Source organism: Nonomuraea sp. NPDC054003 (assembly GCF_055585125.1).
Genome location: NZ_JBVJKR010000001.1, coordinates 43,768 through 64,589, shown reverse-complemented (window position 1 = coordinate 64,589; position 20,822 = coordinate 43,768). Strand labels below are relative to the sequence as shown.

At 72.6% G+C, this 20,822-nt stretch carries 16 protein-coding genes; 6 read left to right on the top strand and 10 right to left on the bottom strand.

Annotation, left to right across the window (positions count from 1 at the left end; all coding sequences use genetic code 11):
* Positions 1–24: 24 nt before the first annotated feature.
* Entirely contained in the window at positions 25–1,125 is a 1,101-nt protein-coding gene (locus ACZ6YG_RS00305; RefSeq protein WP_466016783.1) for a DegT/DnrJ/EryC1/StrS family aminotransferase, read from the top strand.
* Between the two features lie 4 nt (positions 1,126–1,129).
* Here ACZ6YG_RS00305 and ACZ6YG_RS00300 read toward each other — a convergent pair whose 3' ends face one another.
* The 3 genes from ACZ6YG_RS00300 to ACZ6YG_RS00290 are packed head-to-tail and all read right to left on the bottom strand — an operon-like array spanning position 1,130 to position 3,575.
* The gene (locus ACZ6YG_RS00300; RefSeq protein WP_466016782.1) at positions 1,130–1,702 is read right to left on the bottom strand and encodes a dTDP-4-dehydrorhamnose 3,5-epimerase family protein; all 573 of its coding nucleotides are present in this window, start codon (positions 1,700–1,702) and stop codon (positions 1,130–1,132) included.
* 40 nt (positions 1,703–1,742) lie between these two features.
* Positions 1,743–2,963 (bottom strand): methyltransferase domain-containing protein, encoded by a 1,221-nt coding sequence (locus tag ACZ6YG_RS00295; RefSeq protein ID WP_466016781.1) that lies wholly within the window; start codon positions 2,961–2,963, stop codon positions 1,743–1,745.
* An 18-nt stretch (positions 2,964–2,981) separates the two neighbouring features.
* Entirely contained in the window at positions 2,982–3,575 is a 594-nt protein-coding gene (locus ACZ6YG_RS00290) for a DUF1707 SHOCT-like domain-containing protein (RefSeq protein WP_148030015.1), read from the bottom strand.
* A gap of 133 nt (positions 3,576–3,708) precedes the next feature.
* Here ACZ6YG_RS00290 and ACZ6YG_RS00285 point away from each other — a divergent pair, with 133 nt between their 5' ends.
* On the top strand, positions 3,709–5,091 hold the full coding sequence (locus ACZ6YG_RS00285) for an NDP-hexose 2,3-dehydratase family protein (RefSeq protein ID WP_466016780.1): 1,383 nt from the start codon (positions 3,709–3,711) through the stop codon (positions 5,089–5,091).
* On the opposite strand, the gene ACZ6YG_RS00280 is transcribed toward ACZ6YG_RS00285, so the two are convergent.
* Entirely contained in the window at positions 5,072–5,917 is an 846-nt protein-coding gene (locus ACZ6YG_RS00280; RefSeq protein ID WP_148030013.1) for a TIGR03621 family F420-dependent LLM class oxidoreductase, read from the bottom strand. The genes ACZ6YG_RS00285 and ACZ6YG_RS00280 overlap by 20 nt on opposite strands.
* Entirely contained in the window at positions 5,914–6,618 is a 705-nt protein-coding gene (locus ACZ6YG_RS00275; RefSeq protein ID WP_148030012.1) for a 4'-phosphopantetheinyl transferase family protein, read from the bottom strand. The genes ACZ6YG_RS00280 and ACZ6YG_RS00275 overlap by 4 nt, the downstream gene beginning before the upstream one ends.
* Before the next feature lie 312 nt (positions 6,619–6,930).
* On the opposite strand from ACZ6YG_RS00275, the gene ACZ6YG_RS00270 reads away from it, so the two are divergent.
* On the top strand, positions 6,931–7,884 hold the full coding sequence (locus tag ACZ6YG_RS00270; RefSeq protein ID WP_148030011.1) for an aldo/keto reductase: 954 nt from the start codon (positions 6,931–6,933) through the stop codon (positions 7,882–7,884).
* A gap of 15 nt (positions 7,885–7,899) precedes the next feature.
* On the opposite strand, the gene ACZ6YG_RS00265 is transcribed toward ACZ6YG_RS00270, so the two are convergent.
* From ACZ6YG_RS00265 to ACZ6YG_RS00255, 3 genes are all read right to left on the bottom strand, one after another.
* Complete coding sequence (locus ACZ6YG_RS00265; RefSeq protein ID WP_148030010.1) at positions 7,900–8,562, bottom strand: response regulator; 663 nt, start codon at positions 8,560–8,562, stop codon at positions 7,900–7,902.
* Positions 8,552–9,286: a sensor histidine kinase gene (locus ACZ6YG_RS00260; RefSeq protein ID WP_148030009.1), complete on the bottom strand. Its 735-nt coding sequence runs from the start codon at positions 9,284–9,286 to the stop codon at positions 8,552–8,554. Before ACZ6YG_RS00260 ends, ACZ6YG_RS00265 begins: the two co-directional genes overlap by 11 nt.
* Positions 9,287–9,733: 447 nt before the next feature.
* The gene (locus ACZ6YG_RS00255) at positions 9,734–10,648 is read right to left on the bottom strand and encodes a UbiA family prenyltransferase (protein ID WP_466016779.1); all 915 of its coding nucleotides are present in this window, start codon (positions 10,646–10,648) and stop codon (positions 9,734–9,736) included.
* Positions 10,649–11,005: 357 nt separating this feature from the next.
* Here ACZ6YG_RS00255 and ACZ6YG_RS00250 point away from each other — a divergent pair, with 357 nt between their 5' ends.
* The gene (locus tag ACZ6YG_RS00250) at positions 11,006–12,784 is read left to right on the top strand and encodes a 2-isopropylmalate synthase (protein WP_397197778.1); all 1,779 of its coding nucleotides are present in this window, start codon (positions 11,006–11,008) and stop codon (positions 12,782–12,784) included.
* Positions 12,785–12,906: 122 nt separating this feature from the next.
* Entirely contained in the window at positions 12,907–15,693 is a 2,787-nt protein-coding gene (locus ACZ6YG_RS00245) for a helix-turn-helix transcriptional regulator (protein ID WP_466016778.1), read from the top strand.
* Positions 15,694–15,698: 5 nt separating this feature from the next.
* Here ACZ6YG_RS00245 and ACZ6YG_RS00240 read toward each other — a convergent pair whose 3' ends face one another.
* Together ACZ6YG_RS00240 and ACZ6YG_RS00235 are read right to left on the bottom strand one after the other, a co-directional pair.
* Positions 15,699–15,908, bottom strand: a complete 210-nt coding sequence (locus ACZ6YG_RS00240) for a DUF5988 family protein (protein WP_148030005.1) — start codon at positions 15,906–15,908, stop codon at positions 15,699–15,701.
* A gap of 25 nt (positions 15,909–15,933) precedes the next feature.
* The gene (locus ACZ6YG_RS00235; protein ID WP_466016777.1) at positions 15,934–17,415 is read right to left on the bottom strand and encodes an acyl-CoA carboxylase subunit beta; all 1,482 of its coding nucleotides are present in this window, start codon (positions 17,413–17,415) and stop codon (positions 15,934–15,936) included.
* Positions 17,416–17,613: 198 nt separating this feature from the next.
* On the opposite strand from ACZ6YG_RS00235, the gene ACZ6YG_RS00230 reads away from it, so the two are divergent.
* Complete coding sequence (locus ACZ6YG_RS00230; protein ID WP_466016776.1) at positions 17,614–20,820, top strand: GH92 family glycosyl hydrolase; 3,207 nt, start codon at positions 17,614–17,616, stop codon at positions 20,818–20,820.
* The last annotated feature ends 2 nt before the right edge of the window (positions 20,821–20,822 follow it).

Below are 20,822 nucleotides of genomic sequence, written 5' to 3'. Positions count from 1 at the left end.
GCCGCAATTGCGAGGAGGACGACGATGCCCACGCGGGTCTGGGACTATCTACCGGAATACGAATCCGAGCGAGCCGACATCATCGACGCCGTCGAGACCGTGTTCCGCTCCGGTCAGCTCGTTCTGGGCGAGAGCGTGCGCTCCTTCGAGGCGGAGTTCGCCGCCTACCACGGGGTGCGCCACTGCGTGAGCGTCGACAACGGCACCAACGCCATCAAGCTGGCCCTGCAGGCGCTGGGCGTGGGCAGGGGCGACGAGGTCGTCACCGTGGCCAACACCGCCGCGCCGACCGTGGTCGCCGTCGACGCGGTGGGGGCGGTCCCGGTCTTCGTCGACGTCGACCCTCGGACGTACCTGATGGACGTCGGCCAGGTGGAGGCGGCCCTCACGCCGCGGACGCGGTGCCTGCTGCCCGTCCACCTCTACGGCCAGTGCGTCGACATGGCGCCGCTGGAGCGGCTGGCGGCCCGCCACGACCTGGTGATACTCGAAGACTGCGCGCAGGCCCACGGCGCCCGCCACCACGGCCGGCCGGCGGGGTCGATCGGCCACGCGGCGGCGTTCTCCTTCTACCCGACCAAGGTGTTGGGCGCCTACGGCGACGGCGGCGCGACGATCACCTCCGACGGCGAGATCGACCGCGCGCTGCGGCGGCTGCGCTACTACGGCATGGAGGAGACCTACTACGTCGTCGAGACGCCCGGCCACAACGCCCGCCTGGACGAGGTGCAGGCGGAGATCCTGCGCCGCAAGCTGACCCGGCTCGACCGCTACGTCGCCGGCCGGAGAGCGGTGGCCGCCCGCTACGCCGACGGCCTGGCCGGCACCGGCCTGGTGCTGCCCGAGACCGCCGAGGGCAACGAGCACGCCTACTACCTGTACGTGGTGCGCCATCCGCGGCGCGACGAGATCATCGAGGCGCTGCGCGGGTACGACATCCACCTCAACATCAGCTACCCGTGGCCGGTCCACACCATGAAGGGCTTCGCGCACCTGGGTCACGCGCCGGGCAGCCTCCCGGTCACCGAGGCGCTGGCCGGGGAGATCTTCTCGCTGCCGATGTACCCGTCGCTGCCGCCCGGCCTCCAGGAGAAGGTCATCTCCGCGCTCCGCGACGTCCTGTGACAGCTCAGGAGGTGTACTCCGGCAGCAGGCCGGCCGCCGCGGCCTCGCCCAGGGTGCGCGCGGTCCTGTCGCGTTCCGAGAGGATCGGCGGCGGGCCGGCGGGCAGCCGCAGCCCGATCTCCTCGTCGAACACCGAGAGGGTCAGCTCGTTCTGCGCGCGGTACTCCGCCGAGAGCAGGTAGCTCACCACGGTGTCGTCCTCCAGCGCGACGAAGGCGTGGCCGACGCCGGGCGGGAAGTAGACGGCGCGGCCGTTGCCGGCGGTCAGTTCCACCTGGTCCCACCGGGCGAAGGTCGGCGACCCGACCCGCAGGTCCACCACCAGGTCGAGGACCCGCCCTCCCGCGCAGTAGACGTACTTGGCGGTGCCGGGCGGCGTGAGCGTGTAGTGGATGCCGCGCACCACGCCGCGCCGGGAGACGTTCCTGCTGGCCTGCGCGACGGGGAAAAGCGGCCGCCCGACCGCGGCCACGAACGCCCTCTCCTGGTAAGGCGAGGCGAAGTCGCCCCGCTCGTCGCGGAAGACGTCCGGATCGAACGCGTACGCGCCGGTCACGGCGAGCTCACGGTGCCTCACGGGCGCCCTCCGGCCCGCCGCGCACGGCCGGGACCCACGGTCAGGCCCCCACGAGGTGGACCTCGGGGACGTACAGGATCCAGCGGCCGCCCGCCTCCCGGAAGGCGGTCTCCTTCGCCATGATCTCCTCCGCGTGGTTCCAGGCGAGCAGCAGCGCGTAGTCGGGGTACGGGTCGGCGAACGCCTCGGGCCCGCGCACCGGGATGTGGGAGCCGGGCGTGAGCCTGCCCTGCTTCGCGGGCGTCGTGTCGCAGACGAACGACACCAGGTCCGGGCCGATGCCGCAGTAGTTGAGCACGGTGGCGCTCTTGGCGGTCGCGCCGTACCCGTAGACGCGGGCGCCCTGATCGCGCAGGCCCGTCAGCAGCGCGACCAGGTCGTCGCGGTTGGCGGCGACCCGGGCCGCGAAGTCGCGCAGCGTCGCCGGTTCGGTCAGCCCCCGGGCCTCCTCCTCCGCCAGCAGGGCGGCCACCGCCGGGGTGGGGGTCCGCGCGCCGCGTCTGGCCAGCGTGTACCGGACCTCGCCGCCGTGCACCGGCAGCCGTTCCACGTCCACCAGCTCGAACCCGTGGCGGCGGGCCATGGCGCGGACGGAGGCGGCGCAGAAGAAGTAGAAGTGCTCGTCGTAGATCTGGTCGAAGGAGCGGCGCGTCACGATGTCGCCGAGGTAGGGGTCCTCGAAGACCAGCACGCCCCCGGGGGGCAGCAGCGCGTCGGCCCCGCTCAGAATGGAGTCCACGTACGGGATGTGGCAGAGCGTGTTGGCCGCGTAGATCACGTCGGCGGGCCCGTCCGCGGCGCGGACGGCGGCGGCGACGCCGGCCTCGAAGAAGTCCTTGCGCACGCGCACGCCCCGGGCCGCCGCCAGGTCGGCCACCCCGCCGGACGGCTCGACGCCGAGATGCCGGACCCCGGCGTCGGCGACGGTCTTGAGCATGGTCCCGTCGTTGCAGCCCAGCTCGACCACGAACGGGTCAGGACCGGTCAGCTCGGTGGCGAGCAGCCGCTTCGCCACGCCCTCGAAGTGCTCGCGCATCACCGCCGACCCCGAGGAGAGGTACGGATAGCTCTCGTGGAACATCCGTTCCCTCGGCACCTCTTCGAGGAGCTGGGCCATCGAGCAGTCCTCACAGACCCCGACGGCCAGGTGGAAGAAGAACTCGGGCGCCGGGTCGCCGGGGAGGACGAAGTGGTCGGAGAGCGGCTGCCTCCCGAAGTCGGCGAACCCGTGCAGCTTTCCTGAACAGACGCGGCACTCCATGCGCTCCTCCATGATCGTTCAGCCCTCGGGATGGCGGTAGCGCACCCACACGTCCCCGGTCTGCACGTATCCGGTGAGCCGGATCAGGACACCGTCGTGGGCGAGCGGCACGGGCGGGCGGTTGAAGACCGCGCCCATCCAGCGCCGTACGACTCCTTCCTCACGGACCAGCCAGCCGCGCGGCAGGATGACGACCACGTCGCCGAACCAGGAGGTGATCTCCACGTCGAGCACGATCTCCCGGTGCGGGCAGTCGGCCATGGTGAAGTCGATCTTCACGGTGCCGAAGCGGCCCGCCTTGGCGCTGATGTACGGGGGCACCGACCAGCGTCCATGGCGCACGACCTTGCCGCTGCGGGTGTGCAACTCCAGCCCGCCGGTGGTGGGGACGGACAGCGGCATCGTGGGACTGACCGGGACCGGCAGGCCGATCTGCGGCAGGTCCGCCACCAGCGCTTCCAGCTGTCCACGGGTGATGGCGGTGTAGGCGCGGTCGACCCGCTCGTTGAGCTCTTCGAGGGTGATGCGTCCCTCGCCGACCGCGACGCGGAGCATCTCGGCCACTCTCTCACGATCCTGGTCGCTTGCTCGCATGTCCGGCTGCTCGGTCATGGCGTCCACCCTAGAAGGCTATGAAGGGTCTCACCGGCGCATAACCCCTATTTCCCCGAGGCCGACCCGACAGGGGACCGAGGCCGGGCCGGTAGGGGTTGAGCGGCGTCGCCGCGCCGTGACAGGTTCGGCCGTGACGGGGGCCAGGGGTGAGGAGGCTGCCATCATCGACGTTCGCGGCTGGCTGGCGGAGATCGCCGGTCACACCTTCATGCAGGCGACGCGGGTGCCCCTGGACGAGCTGACCGGCTGGCGGGAGGACCCGGAGACGGGCGACATCCGCCACCGGAGCGGGCGGTTCTTCACCGTGGAGGGCCTCGACGTCCGGCATCCCGCGGGGCCGGTGACCTCCTGGACGCAGCCGATCATCAACCAGCCCGAGGCGGGCATACTCGGCATCCTGCTCAAGCGCGTGGACGGGGTGCCGCACCTGCTGATGCAGGCCAAGAACGAGCCGGGGAACGTCGGCGGACCGCAGCTCTCGCCCACCGTGCAGGCCACCAGGAGCAACTACACGCGGGTGCACGAGGGGCGGCGGGTGCCGTACCTCGGCTTCTTCCGCGAGCCGCGCGGCCGGGTGCTCGTCGACGTGCGCCAGTCCGAACAGGGCGCGTGGTTCTACCGCAAGCGCAACCGCAACATGGTGGTCGAGGTCGCCGCGGACGTGCCGGCGGCCGAGGGCTTCCGCTGGATGCCGCTGCGGCACGTGCACGAGCTGCTGGCCGTGCCCGACCTGGTGAACATGGACGCCCGTACGGTCCTGGCCTGCCTGCCGCCCCAGGGCGGCGCGCGGGACGGGGACGAGGGCTTCGGCGCGCTCGTGGCGCGCTCCCGCGTGCCGGGGCGGCGGGCCGCGCACGGCATGGGCGAGATCCTGAGCTGGCTGAGCGGCCTGCGTTCCACGACCGACATCCAGGCCAGGCCGCTGGCGCTCGGGCGGCTGCGCGGGTGGCGGCGGGCCGGCGGCCGCATCGCGCACGACACCGGCAGGTTCTTCGAGGTCATCGGGGTGCGCGTGCGGGCGCACGGGCGCGAGGTCGGCGGCTGGGACCAGCCGATGATCGCGCCCGTCGGCACCGGGGTCGTCGCGTTCCTGGTCATGCGGATCGGCGGGGTGCTGCACGCTCTCGCGCACGCGCGCGCCGACCCCGGCTACACCGACGTGGTGGAACTGGCCCCGACCGTGCAGTGCACCCCCGGCAACTACGACCACCTGCCGCCGCGCGCCCGGCCGCCGCTGCTGACGGAGGTGCTGGCGGCCCGGCCGGACAGCGTGCGCTTCGACACGGTGCTGTCGGAGGAGGGCGGCCGCTTCTACCGGGCGCGCAACCGCTACCTCGTGGTGGAGACCGACGAGGACCCGCTGCCCGGCCACCCGGACTTCCGCTGGCTGGCCCTGCACCAGCTGGACGAGCTGCTGCGGCACAGCTACTACCTCAACGTGGAGGCCCGCACCCTCGTCGCCTGCCTGCACGGCCTGACGCGCGACGAGCGGCTCACCGCAGCAGCTCGATGACCTTGCCGAAGTCCTCCATGGCCGGCTCCATCACGGTGAAGTAGGACAGGCGGAACCTCTCCCGGTGCTCGCGCACCTGCTCCGCGATCTGCGCGGGCGTCCCCACGAACAGCGTCGGCAGCTCCAGCAGCCGCTCGGGCGGCAGGTCCGGGGCGTAGCGGCGGACGGTCTCCGCGCCGGCCCGCCGGTCGCGGGTCAGCACCGTGGCCTTGGACAGCACGTTCAGCTCGATCCGCGGAGCGCGCGCCCCCGCCTCGGCCAGGACGAACTCGACCCGCCGCAGCAGCGTCTCCGCGTCGACCAGCGCCGTCCTGCCGTACTCCGCCCGGTAGGGGGCGCCGGTGAAGCTGACGATCTCGGCCCTGCGGGCGGCCAGCCGCAGCACCCGGTCGCCGTGGCCGCCGATCATCAGCGGCGGCCCCTTGTGCCGCAGCAGCGTGTCGAGCGTGCCGACCAGCTCTTCCAGGCGGCGGACGCGCGAGGCCGGGTCGTCGGGCAGGCCCAGGGCCGCGAACTCGGACCTGACGTAGCCGGTGCCGACCCCCAGCTCCAGCCGTCCGCCGATGAGCCGGTCGGTGGTGGTGACGTCCCTGGCCAGCAGGACGGGGTGGTGGAACGCGGCGTTGAGCACGTACGTCCCGATGACCGCCCGTTCGGTGGCCTCGGCGGCCAGCGTCGCGCTGGGGAAGGGCGAGAGCAGGTTCAGGTGGTCGGGCACCGCGATGACGTCGTAGCCCAGCGCCTCGGCGCGCCGGCACTTGGCCGCCCATCCGGCCCCCGAGCAGTCCTCGGTGATCAGGACGACGCCGAACCGCAGAGGGGTCATCGGGCGGCTCCTTCGGAGCGGCGGGCCTGCCGGGGCACGGCGGCGGCCCGGGGCTCGATCATGGCGATGGCGGTGAGGAGGAGACCGCGCCCGGCCGTCCACCGGCCGTGGAAACCGGTCAGCGGCCGGCCCTGCCAGCGCGGCCCCGGCACCATCAGGCGCGCGTGGAACGTGCCGCGCTCCGGGTCCAGCACGATCGCCGCGTCCTGGAAGTCCAGCCAGCGCCTGGCCAGCGGGAACCACGCCTTGTAGACCGACTCCTTGGTGCTGAACAGCAGGCGGTCCCAGTTGAGGCCCGGGTGCTCGGCGGCCAGGCGGCGCAGCATCTCGCGTTCCCTGGGCAGGGTCACCGCCTCCTCCACGCCGGACGGCAGCGGGGCGTCGGGCTCGGCGTCGATGCCGACGGTCCCGCCGACGGCGCCGACGGCCGCGGCACGGTAGCCGTCGCAGTGGGTGATGCTGCCGATGAGGCCGGCCGGCCAGCGGGGCTCGCCGTAGGTGCCGGTGAGGACGGGCACCGGCGGCAGGTTCAGTCGTTCCATGGCCTTGCGCACGCAGTGGCGGGCCGTGGTGAACTCCTGGCGCCGTTTGTCGGCCACCTGACGGACGAGTTCTTCCTCGGCGGGCAGGAGCACGGCGTCGGGCGGGTCGCCGAAGGCGTCGTAGGAGTGGATCGTCGCGGGCAGAATCGCTTCGATCACCCGCATCTCCCTCCTCGCGCCCGTCGCCGCGGGAAACCCCCGCACAGTAACGAAATACCACGATTTCCTGCGGCCCCGAAAGAAGGACCTCCGCCTCTGTCACCAGAATTAGGGGGCTGATAGGGGGGTCTCTGCCGGGCCCGCCCTTGAAACCCCTACTGCCGCAGGGGGAGTCTGTGGCTTAACACATCTCGGGCAAATCACGGCACCTGCTCCACCCGAGTGGTCGTAAAATACCGGCGATTCACCGGGAACTGTTCCCGATAATGGACGCATGAAGGGAATTCGGTGCGTTACACGAGGCTAGGCCGGATGGGGCCTCTCATCTCGAACATCGGGCTCGGCTCGCTGGCTCTGAGCGGCGCCTACGGCAGCGTCGACCCCGCCGAGGCCGAACGGGTGGTCCGCCGGGCGCTCGACGCCGGTGTGACCCTCCTCGACACGGCCGACTTCTACGCCGCCGGCGAGGTGGAGCGCCTGATCGGCCGGGCCGTCGCCGGGCGGTCCGACGACGTCGTGGTGGCCACCCGCGGCGGGGCCCGCGTGCGCGGGCCGGAGGAGCCGGTGGAGTTCGACGGCAGGCCCGACTATCTCGAACAGGCCTGCGAGTCCTCGCTCAAGCGCCTCGGCGCCGACCACGTCGGGATCTACTACCTCTACTGCCAGGACTCCCGCGTCCCGATCGAGCACAGCATGACCCGCCTGGCCGCCCTGGTGCGGGCCGGCAAGATCCGCTACATCGGGCTGTCCAACGGCACTCCCGACCAGCTCCGGCGGGCGCACGCCGTGCATCCGGTCACGGCGCTCGCCATCGAGTACTCCCTCTGGGGCACCTGCGTCGACTCCGCGCTGCTCGCCACGGCGCGCGAGCTGGGCGTGTCCGTCGTGGCCGCCCGCCCGCTCGGCCGCGGCTTCCTCACCGGCCGCATCAGGTCCGACGACCGCCTGGACCCGGGCGACTGGCGGCGCGCCGACCCCAGGTTCCGGCCCGAGCGGCTCCGGTCGCACGCCGGGCCGCTGCAGCGGCTCGAAGCCGTGGCGGCGCGGCTCGACCTGGGCTCGGGACGGCTGGCGCTGGCCTGGCTGCTGTCGCGCGAGGAGCACATCGTGCCGGTCCCCAGCACGCGCGACCAGGTGCACCTGGAGATGAACATCGCCGCCTCGGCGGTCGAGCTGCCTCCCGAGTCCCGCGAGTGGCTGACGGGGCTGTCTCCCCAGGGCTTCCCCCCTGACACCGGCGGCCGGTCGCCCGCTCCCCTGCTCTGAGGCGCGCCGGGCGCCTCAGTCGAGGTCGCCCCGGGTGCGCGGCGCGATCAGGGAGGCGGCGAGTGCCTTGTTGACCGCGTCGATCCGCGAGACCGCGTTGAGCTTGACGAAGATGTTGCGCATGTGGCGCTTCACCGTCGCCTCGGCCAGGCCGAGCTTGCGGGCGATCTGGCTGTTGCTCAGCGCGTGCGCCGCGAGCTGGAGCACCTCCAGCTCCTTGTCCGTCAGCGTGGGCGCGGCCGTCGCCTCCACCTGCGCGACGCTGTTGCGCGAGACGGCGAGCACGATCCTCGTGGGCTCCTCGTGCACGCTGCGCACCGCCGCGATCAGCTCGTGCCGGTGCACGCTCTTGAGCAGGTAGCCGCGGATGCCCGCGCCCAGCAGCCGGCTGAGCAGCTGGGGTCCGTCGTACATGCTGAGGATGATGATCCTGGTGTCCGGCGACAGGGTACGGATCCGCGACACGGTCTCGGTGACCTCGTCGCCGGGGATCTCCACGTCCAGCAGCACGATGTCCGGGCAGGTGTCGGCGATCATGGTCACCGCGGACATGGAGTCGCCCGCCTCGCCGACGATCCGCATGTCGCCGACGGACTCCAGGATCTCCCGCAGCCCTTCCCTGAACAGGGCGTGGTCGTCCACCAGGGCGATGGTGATGATGAGGTCGTCAGCCACCATCGGGGCCGTCGCTCTGCCTCTTGAGCGGGATGAACAGCTCGACCAGGCATCCGCCGCGCGGCTCGCTGGAGATCGCGACCCGGCCGCCGAGCAGCGTGGCCCGCTCCCGCATCGAGGCCAGTCCCACACCGCCGTGCTCGCGGGCGCTCGCCGGGTCGAAGCCCCGCCCGTCGTCCTGCACCGAGGCGATCAGCGCGTGGGGGGCGATGTCCACCCGGATGAACAGGGCCGCCGCCTCGGCGTGGGTGAGCGCGTTGCGCGCGGCCTCGCGGATGATGAGGAACGCCTCGTCGATGCACCTCGGCTCGGCCCACGACTCGTCGCCGTTGACGTCGAGCCCGATGCAGATCCGGTCTTCGTCGACGGTCTCCAGGAAGGCCAGTAGCGACTTCTCCAGGCTTCCCACGGAGGCGGCGGGGTGCAGCTCGGAGGTGATCTGCCGCAGGTTCTCCATGATCTCCTGTACGGCCTGCTGCACGATCGCGATCTTGGCCAGGGCCCGCGCCGGGTCGGTGGCGTGGTAGACCTCCGACAGGGCCAGTTGCTGGTGGGCGACGCTGATGCCGTGCCCGATCCGGTCGTGCAGCTCGCGCGCTATGCGCCGGCGCTCGTCCTCCTGGGCCTGGTGCACCTGGTTGAGCAGGAAGCCGTGGTAGCTCTCCGAGGCCTCGCGGACGCGCCGCGACAGGCTCTCCTCCATGCCGGTGACCGCCAGCGCCAGCACCTCGGCGGGCGAATCGAAGTCGGCGGCTATTCGCCGGGCGAGATGAGCGACCGCGGTGCCGAAGAAAAGTGAGCCAGCCTCAAGAGAAGCGGCGGGATGAACCCCTCCCGCCGCGCGCGCGTTCCCGACTTCCCGCGCGTGATGTTTGTAGAGGTTACTTACCTGAACCTTTCCGGCGCGTAGCGTAGCGGCCACGTCCTCCAGGATGTACTGCGCGGTCAATAGGGCCTGATGCCGGGCCTGAGAGGCAGTGAAGGCCGCGTTTCCGGCGGTCAGCAAGGCCGACTCGAATTCGGCCAGGATTTCGTCCCGACAGGCCTCCACGCATCTCGCCGGATCATCGGCCGCCTTGTATTCCCCCTCCACTGACGTCCCCTCCGCCCGTGGGCCGAGTACAAGCACGCCTTCCACTATCGATCATCCGAGTGATGTGCGCAACATTTATCGTCATATGTTCGACAGGACAGCCGTAACATGAACGAGCTGTTGCGTCGCCATAAACGTCTCGTAAGGCCTGCGCCGCGCGGCGCGGCCCTGCTCCCGGCCGACGGCGCGCGTCCCCGCGACGACCACGGCCACGACGCCGGCCGCCATCACCGCCAGCACGCCGACCAGCGGCACGTCCCACACGACGACCGCCACGCAGAAGGCGGCGAGCAGTCCGGGCGCCGCCACGATCATCACCCGGCGCGCGGCGCTCTCGCCGAGCAGGACGCCGAGCGTGCGCCGGCCCGCCGCCGCGTCACCCGGGATGTCGGACAGGTCCTTCGCCGGCACGCCGACCAGCACCATCCAGCAGACCGCGGCGGCGGCGAACACGATCAGCCCGGTCGGCGCGACCTCGCCGGTCCCGGCCGTCGCGACGGTGAACCCGGCGAGGTAGGAGAGCAGCCCCGACAGCATGAGCACGATCACCGTGCCGCTCGAACTGGCCTTCAGCGGAGCGGGCGGTCCCGAGTAGAGATAGCCGAGTGCGAGGTTGACCGCGATGATCCAGGTCATCGGGCCGGGCAGGCCCACCGTGGCGACGAGCGACAGCACGGCGGCCACCGCCGCCACGGCCGCGGCGGTGCGGGGGCGCAGCTCGCCCCTGGCGATCGGCCGGCCGGAGCCGTTGATCCGGTCCTCGGCGATGTCGGTGACGCCGTTGTAGAGGTAGATCGCGAAGATCGAGGCCACCCAGGCGACGCCTCCCTGGAAGACCATGAGGGGATCGGCGAGCGAGGTGATCGGCAGGGCCAGGGCGACCCCGGTCAGGTAGCGGAGCGACGAGACGGCCAGCACGGACGGGCGGGATTCGGCGAGGCACAGCGTGATGACGCGGGCGGGGAAAGGGGCCAACAGTGTCCAATTGGCTGACATATTCGGGATTGTGACCAGGGGTGACCCGCCTGATAAGAGGGGCGCACGGAAGTTGTAGTGGGTCTACGCCTTTCGATACCCCAGGTTGCCTCCTTGGATACCGGTCCCGAACTCATGGTGCACCCGCTTGTCCCGCCTTGGCGACCCCTATAGTTTCGCCCTCGTACCCAGAGATCCGTCGACTTTCGAGACCGGCGCGCAAAGTCGCCCTCCGGAGAAGGCTCCGGGGACGATTTCCGTGATGAATCCCCCGATATTCGAGAACCCCGGCACGCTGCCGGAATCCGCCTCCGCCACGGCCGGTTCCCATCCGCCGCATATCCCAGAACAGGACGTCATCAGGAAGGAAATCAGACCATGCAGGGCGCCGAACGCTATACCGGTTTCACCCCCCTCGACCTCCCCGACCGGACCTGGCCCAGCAGGCGCCTGCGCTCGGCCCCGCGCTGGCTCTCGACCGACCTGCGTGACGGCAACCAGTCCCTGGCGCGCCCGATGACCCCCGAGCGCAAGCTCATGATGTTCGACCTCCTGGTCTCCATGGGCTACAAGGAGATCGAGGTCGGCTTCCCGGTCGCCAGCCGCGACGACCACGACTTCGTACGGCTGCTCATCGAGCGCGACCTGATCCCCGACGACGTGCGGATCACCGTGCTGACCCAGGCGCGCGAGGAGCTGATCAGGGCCACCTTGGACTCGCTCAAGGGCGCGGACCGGGCCATGGTCCACATCTACAACGCCACGTCCCCGCTGTTCCGCCGGCTGGTCTTCGACCTCGACCGCGCCGGCTGCAGGCAGCTCGCGGTCCGCGGCACGCAGGTGATGATGGACCACGCCGAGCGCGTGCTGGGCGACTGCGACCTGGGCTACCAGTACTCCCCCGAGCTGTTCAACGAGACCGAGCCCGACTTCTCCCTCGAAGTCTGCTCGGCCGTCATGGACGTCTGGCAGCCGGAGGCGGGCCGGGGCATCATCCTGAACTTCCCGACCACCGTCGAGCGCTCGCTGCCCAACGTCTTCGCCGACCAGATCGAGTGGCTGGACCGCAACCTGCCGCACCGCGAGCACGTGTGCCTGTCCGTCCACCCTCACAACGACCGCGGCACCGGCGTGGCCTCCGCGGAGCTGGCGCTGCTGGCGGGCGCCGAGCGGATCGAGGGCTGCCTGTTCGGCAACGGCGAGCGCGCCGGCAACGTCTGCCTGGTCACCCTGGGCATGAACCTGTTCTCCCACGGCATCGACCCCGGCATCGACTTCTCCGACATCAACGCCGTGCGCCGCACCGTCGAGCTGTGCAACCAGCTGCCGGTGCACCCCCGGCACCCCTACGGCGGCGACCTGGTCTACACCGCCTTCTCCGGGTCCCACCAGGACGCCATCAAGAAGGGCTTCGACGAGCGGGAGCGTGAGGCCGCGGCCACCGGCGCGGACCCGTCCCGCCTGCCGTGGCGCATGCCGTACCTGCCGGTGGACCCCAAGGACGTGGGCCGCACCTACGAGGCGGTGGTACGGGTCAACAGCCAGTCGGGCAAGGGCGGCGTCGCGTACGTGATGAGCGCCTGGCACGGGCTCAACCTGCCGCGCGGGCTCCAGGCCGAGCTGGCCGCCCGGGTCCAGGAGCGGGCCGAGACGCTGGAGGGCGAGCTGTCGCCGAGCGGGATCGGGGCGGTGTTCCGCGAGGAGTACCTGTACCGGGGCGACCCCGCCGCGCCGCTGGCGATCGGCAGGACACCGCTCGTGGTCACGCTGCACGTCGACGGCCGCATGGAGATGAGCGGGCCGCGCGCCGACGCGGTCCGCGCGCTCGGCGCCGCGCTCGCCCCGTGGGGCGTCCGGCTCCGCGCCGTGCACCGCACCGCACCGCCACTGGACGCGGACCTGACCCCGGAGCAGCCGGCGCTCGCCGGCCACTCCCCCGATGACGTCGTGGTCTACGCCGAGTGCGGCACGGGCACCGGCGCGGGCACGGGCGTGGCGTGGGGTGCCGGCATCGGCGCGGACGTGACGGCCGCGGCGCTGTCGGCCGTGCGGGCGGCGGGCCGCAGGCTGGCCCGCAGGGCCGACCGGCCGGCCCAGGCGCAGGACCGCGCGCGCCCGGCCGCCGACCGCCCCCACCTGATGGCCGCCGGAGAGTAGCCCGTCATGTCACGGATCAGGACCAGACGCCCCAGGCCCAGGCGATCCGGCCAGGACACGCTCGACCTGCGGACGCCCTCCGGACGCAAGCTGCCCTACTGAACCCGCGCAAGAGGAGGATCATGGCACCGGACGATCGGCGGCAGGACGCGGCTCTCCTGATGGAGCTGCTGGAGGAGGCGAAGGCCGGCAGGGGCCGGATCGCGATGGTGACGGGCGCCGTCGCCACCGGCAAGAGCGAGCTGCTGCACGACTTCGCCGAGCAGGCGCTCCGGCACGGCGCGCTCCCGCTGTCCGCGACAGGCTCCCTCGCCGAGCGCGACCTGCCACTCGGCGTGCTCTCGCAGCTCGTGCGGAACACGCCGGCCGACGAGCACCGCGCGGCCACGCTGGACCTGCTGCGCGAGGGCGCCCGCGCGCACCTGTCACGCGCGCCGGGCGCGGAGTCCTTCGCGCACGTGGACGCGCAGATCGTGGACGCCCTGTGCACTGTGCTGCTGAAACTGTCGGAGCGCCGCCCTCTGGCGATCGTCGTGGACGACGTGCAGCACGCCGATCGCGCCTCGCAGCTGTGCCTGTCCTACCTCGCGCGCCGGGTGAGGTACGCCCGGGTCGTGCTCGTACTCAGCGGCCCTGACCACCACGCCCACCCGCACCCGCTCCTGCGCACCGAGGTGGAGCGCCAGCCGCACTGCCGCCCGGTGCGGCTGGCGCACCTGGCGGAGGAGGGCGTGGCCGAGCGGGTGCGGCAGCGGGAGGGGGCGCAGGCGGCCGACCGCTTCGCCGCCCGGTGCCACGAGCTGAGCGGCGGCAACCGGCTGCTGGCGGACGCGGCGCTGGAGGACCTGCGGGCCACCGGCGAGCCCGGCGAGAGGTACGCCGACGCGGTGCTGGCCTGCCTGCAGCGCGCCGATCCCGACCTGCTCCCCGTGGCCCGCGCGCTGGCCGTGATGGGCGAGCCCGGCGCCGCCGGACGGCTGCTCGGCCGGGGGGAGGCGGCCACGGCCAGGGCGGTCCAGGCACTGGCCGGGGCCGGGCTGCTCACCGGCGGCCGGTTCCGGCACGAGGCCGCCGCGTCCGCCGTGCTGGCCGGGCTGGACACCTCGGAGCTGATCGACCTCCACCGCCGGGCGGCGGAGCTGACCTACCAGGAGGGCGCGCCCGCCGCCGTCGTGGCCGGCCACCTCCTGCGGGCCACCCACGCGGGAGACCCGTGGGCGCTGTCGGTGCTGGAGGAGGCCGCCAAGCAGGCGCTGCGCGACGACGGGGTCGAGTCGGCCATCGAGTACCTCAAGCTGGCCTGGCAGGCGTGCGACGACGAGCGGCGCAGGGCGCGGATCACCACCACGCTGGTGCGGGCCAGGTGGCGGATCGACCCGGGGACGCAGACCGGCCAGCTGGCCGAGCTGACCGAGGCGCTGCACCAGGGCCATCTGGGCGGCGGCGACGCCATCGTGCTGGCCAGGGCGCTGCTGTGGCACGGCCACGTCGCCGACGCCAAGGACGTGCTGGGCTGCCTGGGCGACGGCGGGGAGCTGGACCGCGAGGCGGTGGCGGAGCTGGGCGCGACCCGTGCCTGGCTCCGCAGCAGCTGGCCCGCCTTCCTGCCGCATCTTCCTGAGCCGCCCGCCGAGCAGGCGGGCGGCGCGGCCCGCTCGCTCGGCGCCGACCGCCGGCTGGTGTCGGCCGACGCGCTGGCCTCCACGCTGAGCGAGGGCCCGCAGGAGGAGCTCGTGACCGTGGCCGAGCGCATCCTGCGCGGCTCCCGCCTGGACGAGATGTCCATGGACGCGGTGGAGTGCGCGCTGCTGACCCTGATCTACAGCGACCGGGCCGACCGGGCCGCGCCCTGGTGCGACGTCTTCGTGTCCGAGGCGGCCGACCGGCACGCGCCCAGCCGCCAGGCGAGGCTGTCGGCGATCCGGGCGGAGATCTCGCTGCGCCGGGGCGACCTGGCCGCGGCGGCGCGCGACTCCCAGCGGGCCCTGGAACTCGTCTCGCCGGAGAGCTGGGGGGTCGCCGTCGGCGCGCCGCTGGGCATCCTGCTGATGGCCGGGGCCGGCATGGGCCGCCACCTGGACTACCTGCGCCAGGCCGCCCAGCCGGTGCCGGAGGCCATGCTGGAGACCCGGTTCGCCGCCCAGTACCTCTACGGCAAGGGCCGCTTCGCGCTGATGTCGGGCCAGCCCAGGCAGGCGCTGCGCGACCTGCGCCTGTGCGGTGAGCTGACGTGCGCGTGGGGGCTGGACGTGCCGGAGTTCGTCCCGTGGCGGCTGGACGCGGCCGAGGCGCTGATCCGCCTCGGCGAGGTGGACGAGGCGCGCGGGCTCATCGAGACCCAGCTCGCCGGGTGCGGCAAGCGGTCCAAGCGGGTGCACGGGATGGCGTTGCGCCTGCTCGCCGCGGCGAGCGAGGTGCGGCACCGCGTCATGCTCCTGCGCCGCGCCGCCGACCTGCTGCGGGCGGGCGGAGACCGGTACGAGCACGCCAGGGCGCTGTTCGACCTCACCGAGGCGTACCACGCGATCGGCGAGCACCGCAGGGCCGGGATGCTGAGCGGCCGGGCCGGCGCGCTGGCCCAGGAATGCCACGCCGGCGCGCTGATCCGCGATCCGGCCCGCGCCCGCAGGAACGGCCAGGTGAACGGACAGGTGAACGGACAGGTCAACGGTCAGGTGAACGGCCGGCTCAACGGGCACGCCGGCGGGCAGAGCCCGGAAGCGGCGCTCAGCGAGGCCGAGCAGCGCGTGGCGGCGCTGGCCGCCGACGGGTACTCCAACCGGGAGATCTCCGGCAAGCTCTTCATCACCGTGAGCACCGTGGAGCAGCACCTGACGCGGATCTACCGCAAGCTCAACGTCTCGCGCCGCCGTGACCTGCCGGCCGGTCTGGCCGGCAGGTCACTGTAGCGATCTCACTCGGCGACGGCCGTGCGCATGACCCACTCGAAGACGACGGCGCGCTCGCCGTCGACGGTGGCGCTCTCGCCGCCGCGCCTGAAGTGCTCGTACCCGGCGCCGTGCGGGAGCTTGAACACCTCGGTGCCGGGGCTCACGCGCTGCACCCGCCGCTCGGCCGGAACCGCCTCCGGTCCGCCGACCAGGACGGCTCTGATCTCCTTCATGGTGCCTCCTCTTGGTGAGAGGTGTTCACAGCGGGATGCTGGAGTGGCGTCCGCGCGCCCGGGGCGCCCGGTCCAGCGCCTGGGCCAGCCTGAGCCGGGTCGTCTCCGGCGCGATCACCTCGTCGACCACGCCGAGCGCGATCGCGCGGGCCACCCCGCCGGCGGTCCGGCGCTGCTCCTCGGCCAGCCGGGCGCTCAGCTCCTCGCGCTCGTCGTCGGGGGCGGCGGCCAGGGTCTTGCGGTGCAGGACGCGTACGGCGCTCTCCGCGCCCATGACCGCCACCTCGGCGTCCGGCCAGGCGAAGGTCGCGGTGGCGCCGAGCGAGCGGGAGTTCATCGCGATGTAGGCCCCGCCGTAGGCCTTGCGGGTGATCAGCGTGACGCGCGGCACCACGGACTCGGCGAAGGCGTGCAGGAGCTTGGCGCCCCGCCGGACGACGCCGCCCCATTCCTGGTCCACCCCGGGCAGGAAGCCGGGGACGTCGACCAGCACGACCAGGGGAACTCCCAGGGAGTCGCACATGCGCACGAACCGCGCGCTCTTCTCCGCCGACAGCGAGTCCAGGCAGCCGCCCTTGCGGATCGGGTTGTTGGCCAGGACGCCGATCGGACGGCCGCCGAGCCGGCCGAGGCCGACCAGGACGTTGGCCGCCCAGCGGGGCTGCAGCTCCTCGAAGACCGGCCCGCGCGCGTCACCGTCCACGAGGGCGCGCACCAGCGGCCGCACGTCGTAGGCGCGCCGCGGCGACTCGGGTAGCAGCGCGCGCAGGTCCCTCGGCTCGCGCAGCGGGGCCAGCTCGAACCGGCCCTGCCCGCCGCGGAGCAGCCCGGCGAGGCGGCGGGCGCGGAAGCAGGCGTCGTCCTCGTCGGCGGCCTGCACGTGCACCACGCCCGACCTCGGGCCGTGCGCGTCGGGGCCGCCGAGCGCCGCCATGTCGATCTTCTCGCCGGTGACGCTCCGCACGATGTCGGGGCCGGTCACGAAGACGCGCCCGGAGCCGGTCATGACAATGACGTCGGTCAGGGCAGGACCGTAGGCGGCGGCCCCCGCGGCCGGGCCGAGGACGACCGAGATCTGCGGCACCACGCCGGAGGCCCTGGTCATCGCGGCGAACATGCGGCCCACGCCGTCCATGGACTCGACGCCGTCGGCGAGCCTGGCGCCTCCGGAGTGCCACAGGCCGATCACCGGGCAGCCCTCCGCCACGGCGGCGTCGGTGGCGGCCACGATGTGCCGGGCCCCGGCCGCGCCGAGCGCGCCGCCCATCCTCCTGGCGTCGGTGCAGAAGGCGATGACGGGCCGCCCGTCCACCCGGCCCCGCACCGCGGTCACGCCGCTGTCGTCGTCCGCGTGCAGCGCGACGGGCGTGCCCGGGTCCAGCAGCCGGGCCAGCCTGACCGAAGGGGCGCGTGGGTCGGCGGCGGGCTCCGCCCCGCGGTCGGCCGGCGCGCGGCTCACCGGCAGCTCGTCCGGCAGCTCGTCCGGCAGCGTGGGCAAGACGGTCATCCCTGATCCCCTGTGCTCGACGGTCTCTCACGGGTCCGTGGACCCGTGGCACCCATCGAATGTGTCAACGGCCGGGGTGCCGGCCAACCCCTATTCACGCCTGCGCGGATGGCAACTTGTGCGCGCCGTTTTCGCTCGTTGACCGGGGTGTGGGCGCGGGTTTCGATGATTCGATCTCACCCTCGAAAGGTGTGCGACATGTCCTTGTGGTCGTTACCGATTGTCACCACGTTGCTGGCCACGGCGGTGTTCCCCGCCGGGGCCGTCACGACCCCCGATCCGGGATCCGCCGCCGTGCGCGACCCGGCCTCGCTGGTCAACGTCTTCCACGGTACGAAGGAGGCGGCGGCCGACTTCGGGCACGGCGGCGGCGGGGGGATGACCTTCCCCGGCGCCGTGCTGCCGTTCGGGATGATGCAGTGGAGCCCCGACACGGTGGAGGACGCCGGCGGCGGTTACCGCTGGGAGGACGACCGCCTGCGCGGCTTCTCCATGACCCACATCTCCGGGCCGGGCTGCACCGGCGCCCAGGACTTCCCCGTGATGCCCTTCTCCGGCCGCATCGGCCGCTCCCCCGCGACGCACGGAATGGACTACGTCCAGACCTTCCAGCACACCGCCGAGAAGGCCTCGCCCGGCTTCTACGGCGTCACCCTGGACACCGGCGTCAAGACCGAGCTGTCGGTCAGCACGCGGGCGGGCGTCGGCCGCTTCACCTTCCCCGAGGGCAAGCCGGCCACGCTGCTGCTGAACACCAGCGGCTCGATCAACGGCGTGGACGACGGCGAGACCCGGATCAGCGGGAACACCGTCGAGGGCTGGGTGCTGACCGGCGGGTTCTGCGGCCCCCCGACGCGCTACAAGGTCTACTTCCACGCCACCTTCGACCGGCCGGTCACCGGCTTCGGCACCTGGAAGGACGACCAGGTGCTGCCCGGCGCGCGGGTCGTCGCCAACGCCTCCGAAGGCAAGGTGAAGGGTCATGTCGTCACCTCCGACGACGTGGTGGTGAACGGGCCGGGGTCCGGCGCGTACCTCGAGTTCGACCCCGCCACGCCGGTGCAGATGCGGGTGGGCCTGTCGTACGTGAGCGTCGAGGGCGCCAGGAACAACCTGCGGACGGAGATCGGCGCCAAGAACCTGGAGCAGGTGGCGAGCGAGGCGGAGGCCGTCTGGAACGCCCGTCTCGGCCAGGTGCGGATCGAGGGCGGCACCGACGCCCAGCGGCGCACCTTCTACAGCAGCCTCTACCACGCGCTGCTCCAGCCGTACGTGTTCGACGACGCCGACGGCACCTACGTCGGCTCCGACTACGAGATCCACCGGGTGAAGCCGGGCCACCACCACTACGCGACCTTCTCCGGCTGGGACGTCTACCGCAGCCAGGTCCAGCTGCTGGCCCTGCTCGCGCCGGACGTGGCGAGCGACATCGCGCAGTCGATGTACGTCAACGCCCAGGCGCTCGGCAACGTATGGGACCGCTGGTCGCACCAGAACGCGGTCACCGGCGTCATGGTGGGCGACCCGTTCCACGTGATCCTCTCCACGGTGCACGCCTTCGGCGCGCGCGACTTCGAGGCCGCCGCAGCCCTCAAGGCCATGGCCGAGGCCGCCCGGCGCAGCGGCCCCATGGACATCGGTCACCCGCTGCTGGACTACGACGAGCGGCCGGGCAACGCCGCGTATATGGACAAGGGGTACGTGCCGTCGGACCCGTCCGCGACGCTGGAGTACGGCGTGGCCGACTTCGGCATCGCCCAGCTGGCCTCCCGGCTCGGCGACCAGGGCACGCGGGCGGAGTTCATGAAGCGCGCGCAGGCGTGGCAGCACCTGTTCAACCCGGCCAACGGCTGGGTCCAGCCCAAGATGGGGGACGGCGCGTTCAAGTCGCCGTTCGACCCGGCCGCCGCTGACGTCTACATGGAGGGCAACGGGGCGCAGTACCACTGGATGGTGCCGCACAACCCGCAGGGGCTGATCACCGCGATGGGCGGCGCCCAGGAAGCGGTGAACAGGCTGGACGACTACTTCAAGGAGCTGAACGCCGGCCCGCACCGGCCGTACGCCTACCTCGGCAACGAGGTCGCGCTGCAGTCGCCGTGGCTGTACGCGTGGGCGGGCCGGCCGTACAGGACGCAGGAGGTCGTCCGGAAGACGCAGAAGGAGCTGTTCGGCCCCGGCCCCGACGGGCTCGTCGGCAACGACGACCTGGGCACGATGGGCGCCTGGTACGTGTGGTCGGCCATGGGCCTGTTCCCGGCCGTTCCCGGCCGGGCCGAGCTGCTGGTGAACACGCCGCTGTTCGACCGGATCACGATCGACAGGCCCGGCGGCGACATCCAGGTCAACGCGCCCGGCGCCGCGGGCGGCTACGTCCGGGCGCTGCGCGTGAACGGCGCCCCGGTGTCGCAGGCGTGGCTGCCGGAGACGTTCGCCACGCGGGGCGGGCGGCTGGACTTCACGGTGGGCAGTTCCCCGAACCTCGCCTTCGGGGCCCGCCCGGCGGACGCGCCGCCGTCGTTCGGCGAGGGCACCGAGCCGTACCTGCTGGGGCTCAACCCGGGAAGCGGGCCGGTGGCGCCCGGCGGGACCTTCGAGGCCGACCTCACGATCCGGTCCATGGAGCGGACGGCCACGGTCGCGTGGCAGGCCACGCCGCCGCCGGGGATCACGGTGACGCCGTCGAGCGGACGCCTGCTCGTGCCGGCCGGGCGCGCCACGACCCGCAAGATCAGCATCACCGTGGACCCCGGCGTGGCGCTCGGCTTCCACACCGTGCCGATCGTCGCGGGCGAGGCGACCGGCGGCGTGCGGCTGAACGTGGCCGAGCGCGGCACGCTGGCGTGGCACCACAACAACGCCGGCATCGGCGACGCCGCGGTGCCCGACGAGGCCAACATCGACGGGCCCGGGTTCAGCTACTCGGCGCAGGCCCTGGCCGACGAGGGCGTCGAGCCGGGCGGCACCGTCTCCTGGAAGGGCTTCGACTTCACCTGGCCCGACCGCAAGCCCGGCGAGTGGGACAACCTGCGACCGGGCACCGCGCCGATCGAGGTGGCGGCGCCCGACGGGGCGAGTGAGCTGGCGTTCCTCGGGTCGGGCGTGAACGGCTGGCCCGAGTCGAAGGTGACGGTCACCTACACCGACGGCTCGACGAGCACCGGCAAGCTCGGCCTCAGCGAATGGATCCTGGACTTCGGCGGCGAGCCGCCGGCGTTCGGCAACGAGCCCGTGGCCAGCACGCCGCTCAGGCTCTTCTGGGGCTCATGGGCGTTCCAGCCCATCGGCGCGCACGTGTTCGCGGCTCAGCCGATCGCGCTGGACCCGGCCAAGAAGGTGGCCAGCCTGACCTTCGCCCCGGCGGAGGACGGCGAGCTGCACCTCTTCGCCTGGGCCTTCAAGTGACG

What these genes read in the sequence shown, in the direction of transcription:
- ACZ6YG_RS00240 (WP_148030005.1), bottom strand. Translation starts at nt 15,908, where the DNA reads ATGAAGGAGATCAGAGCCGTCCTGGTCGGCGGACCGGAGGCGGTTCCG.
- ACZ6YG_RS00255 (WP_466016779.1), bottom strand. Translation starts at nt 10,648, where the DNA reads ATGTCAGCCAATTGGACACTGTTGGCCCCTTTCCCCGCCCGCGTCATC.
- ACZ6YG_RS00265 (WP_148030010.1), bottom strand. Translation starts at nt 8,562, where the DNA reads ATGGTGGCTGACGACCTCATCATCACCATCGCCCTGGTGGACGACCAC.
- ACZ6YG_RS00245 (WP_466016778.1), top strand. Translation starts at nt 12,907, where the DNA reads ATGGCACCGGACGATCGGCGGCAGGACGCGGCTCTCCTGATGGAGCTG.
- ACZ6YG_RS00280 (WP_148030013.1), bottom strand. Translation starts at nt 5,917, where the DNA reads ATGACCCCTCTGCGGTTCGGCGTCGTCCTGATCACCGAGGACTGCTCG.
- ACZ6YG_RS00250 (WP_397197778.1), top strand. Translation starts at nt 11,006, where the DNA reads ATGCAGGGCGCCGAACGCTATACCGGTTTCACCCCCCTCGACCTCCCC.
- ACZ6YG_RS00305 (WP_466016783.1), top strand. Translation starts at nt 25, where the DNA reads ATGCCCACGCGGGTCTGGGACTATCTACCGGAATACGAATCCGAGCGA.
- ACZ6YG_RS00230 (WP_466016776.1), top strand. Translation starts at nt 17,614, where the DNA reads ATGTCCTTGTGGTCGTTACCGATTGTCACCACGTTGCTGGCCACGGCG.
- ACZ6YG_RS00235 (WP_466016777.1), bottom strand. Translation starts at nt 17,415, where the DNA reads ATGACCGTCTTGCCCACGCTGCCGGACGAGCTGCCGGACGAGCTGCCG.
- ACZ6YG_RS00295 (WP_466016781.1), bottom strand. Translation starts at nt 2,963, where the DNA reads ATGGAGTGCCGCGTCTGTTCAGGAAAGCTGCACGGGTTCGCCGACTTC.
- ACZ6YG_RS00270 (WP_148030011.1), top strand. Translation starts at nt 6,931, where the DNA reads ATGGGGCCTCTCATCTCGAACATCGGGCTCGGCTCGCTGGCTCTGAGC.
- ACZ6YG_RS00290 (WP_148030015.1), bottom strand. Translation starts at nt 3,575, where the DNA reads ATGACCGAGCAGCCGGACATGCGAGCAAGCGACCAGGATCGTGAGAGA.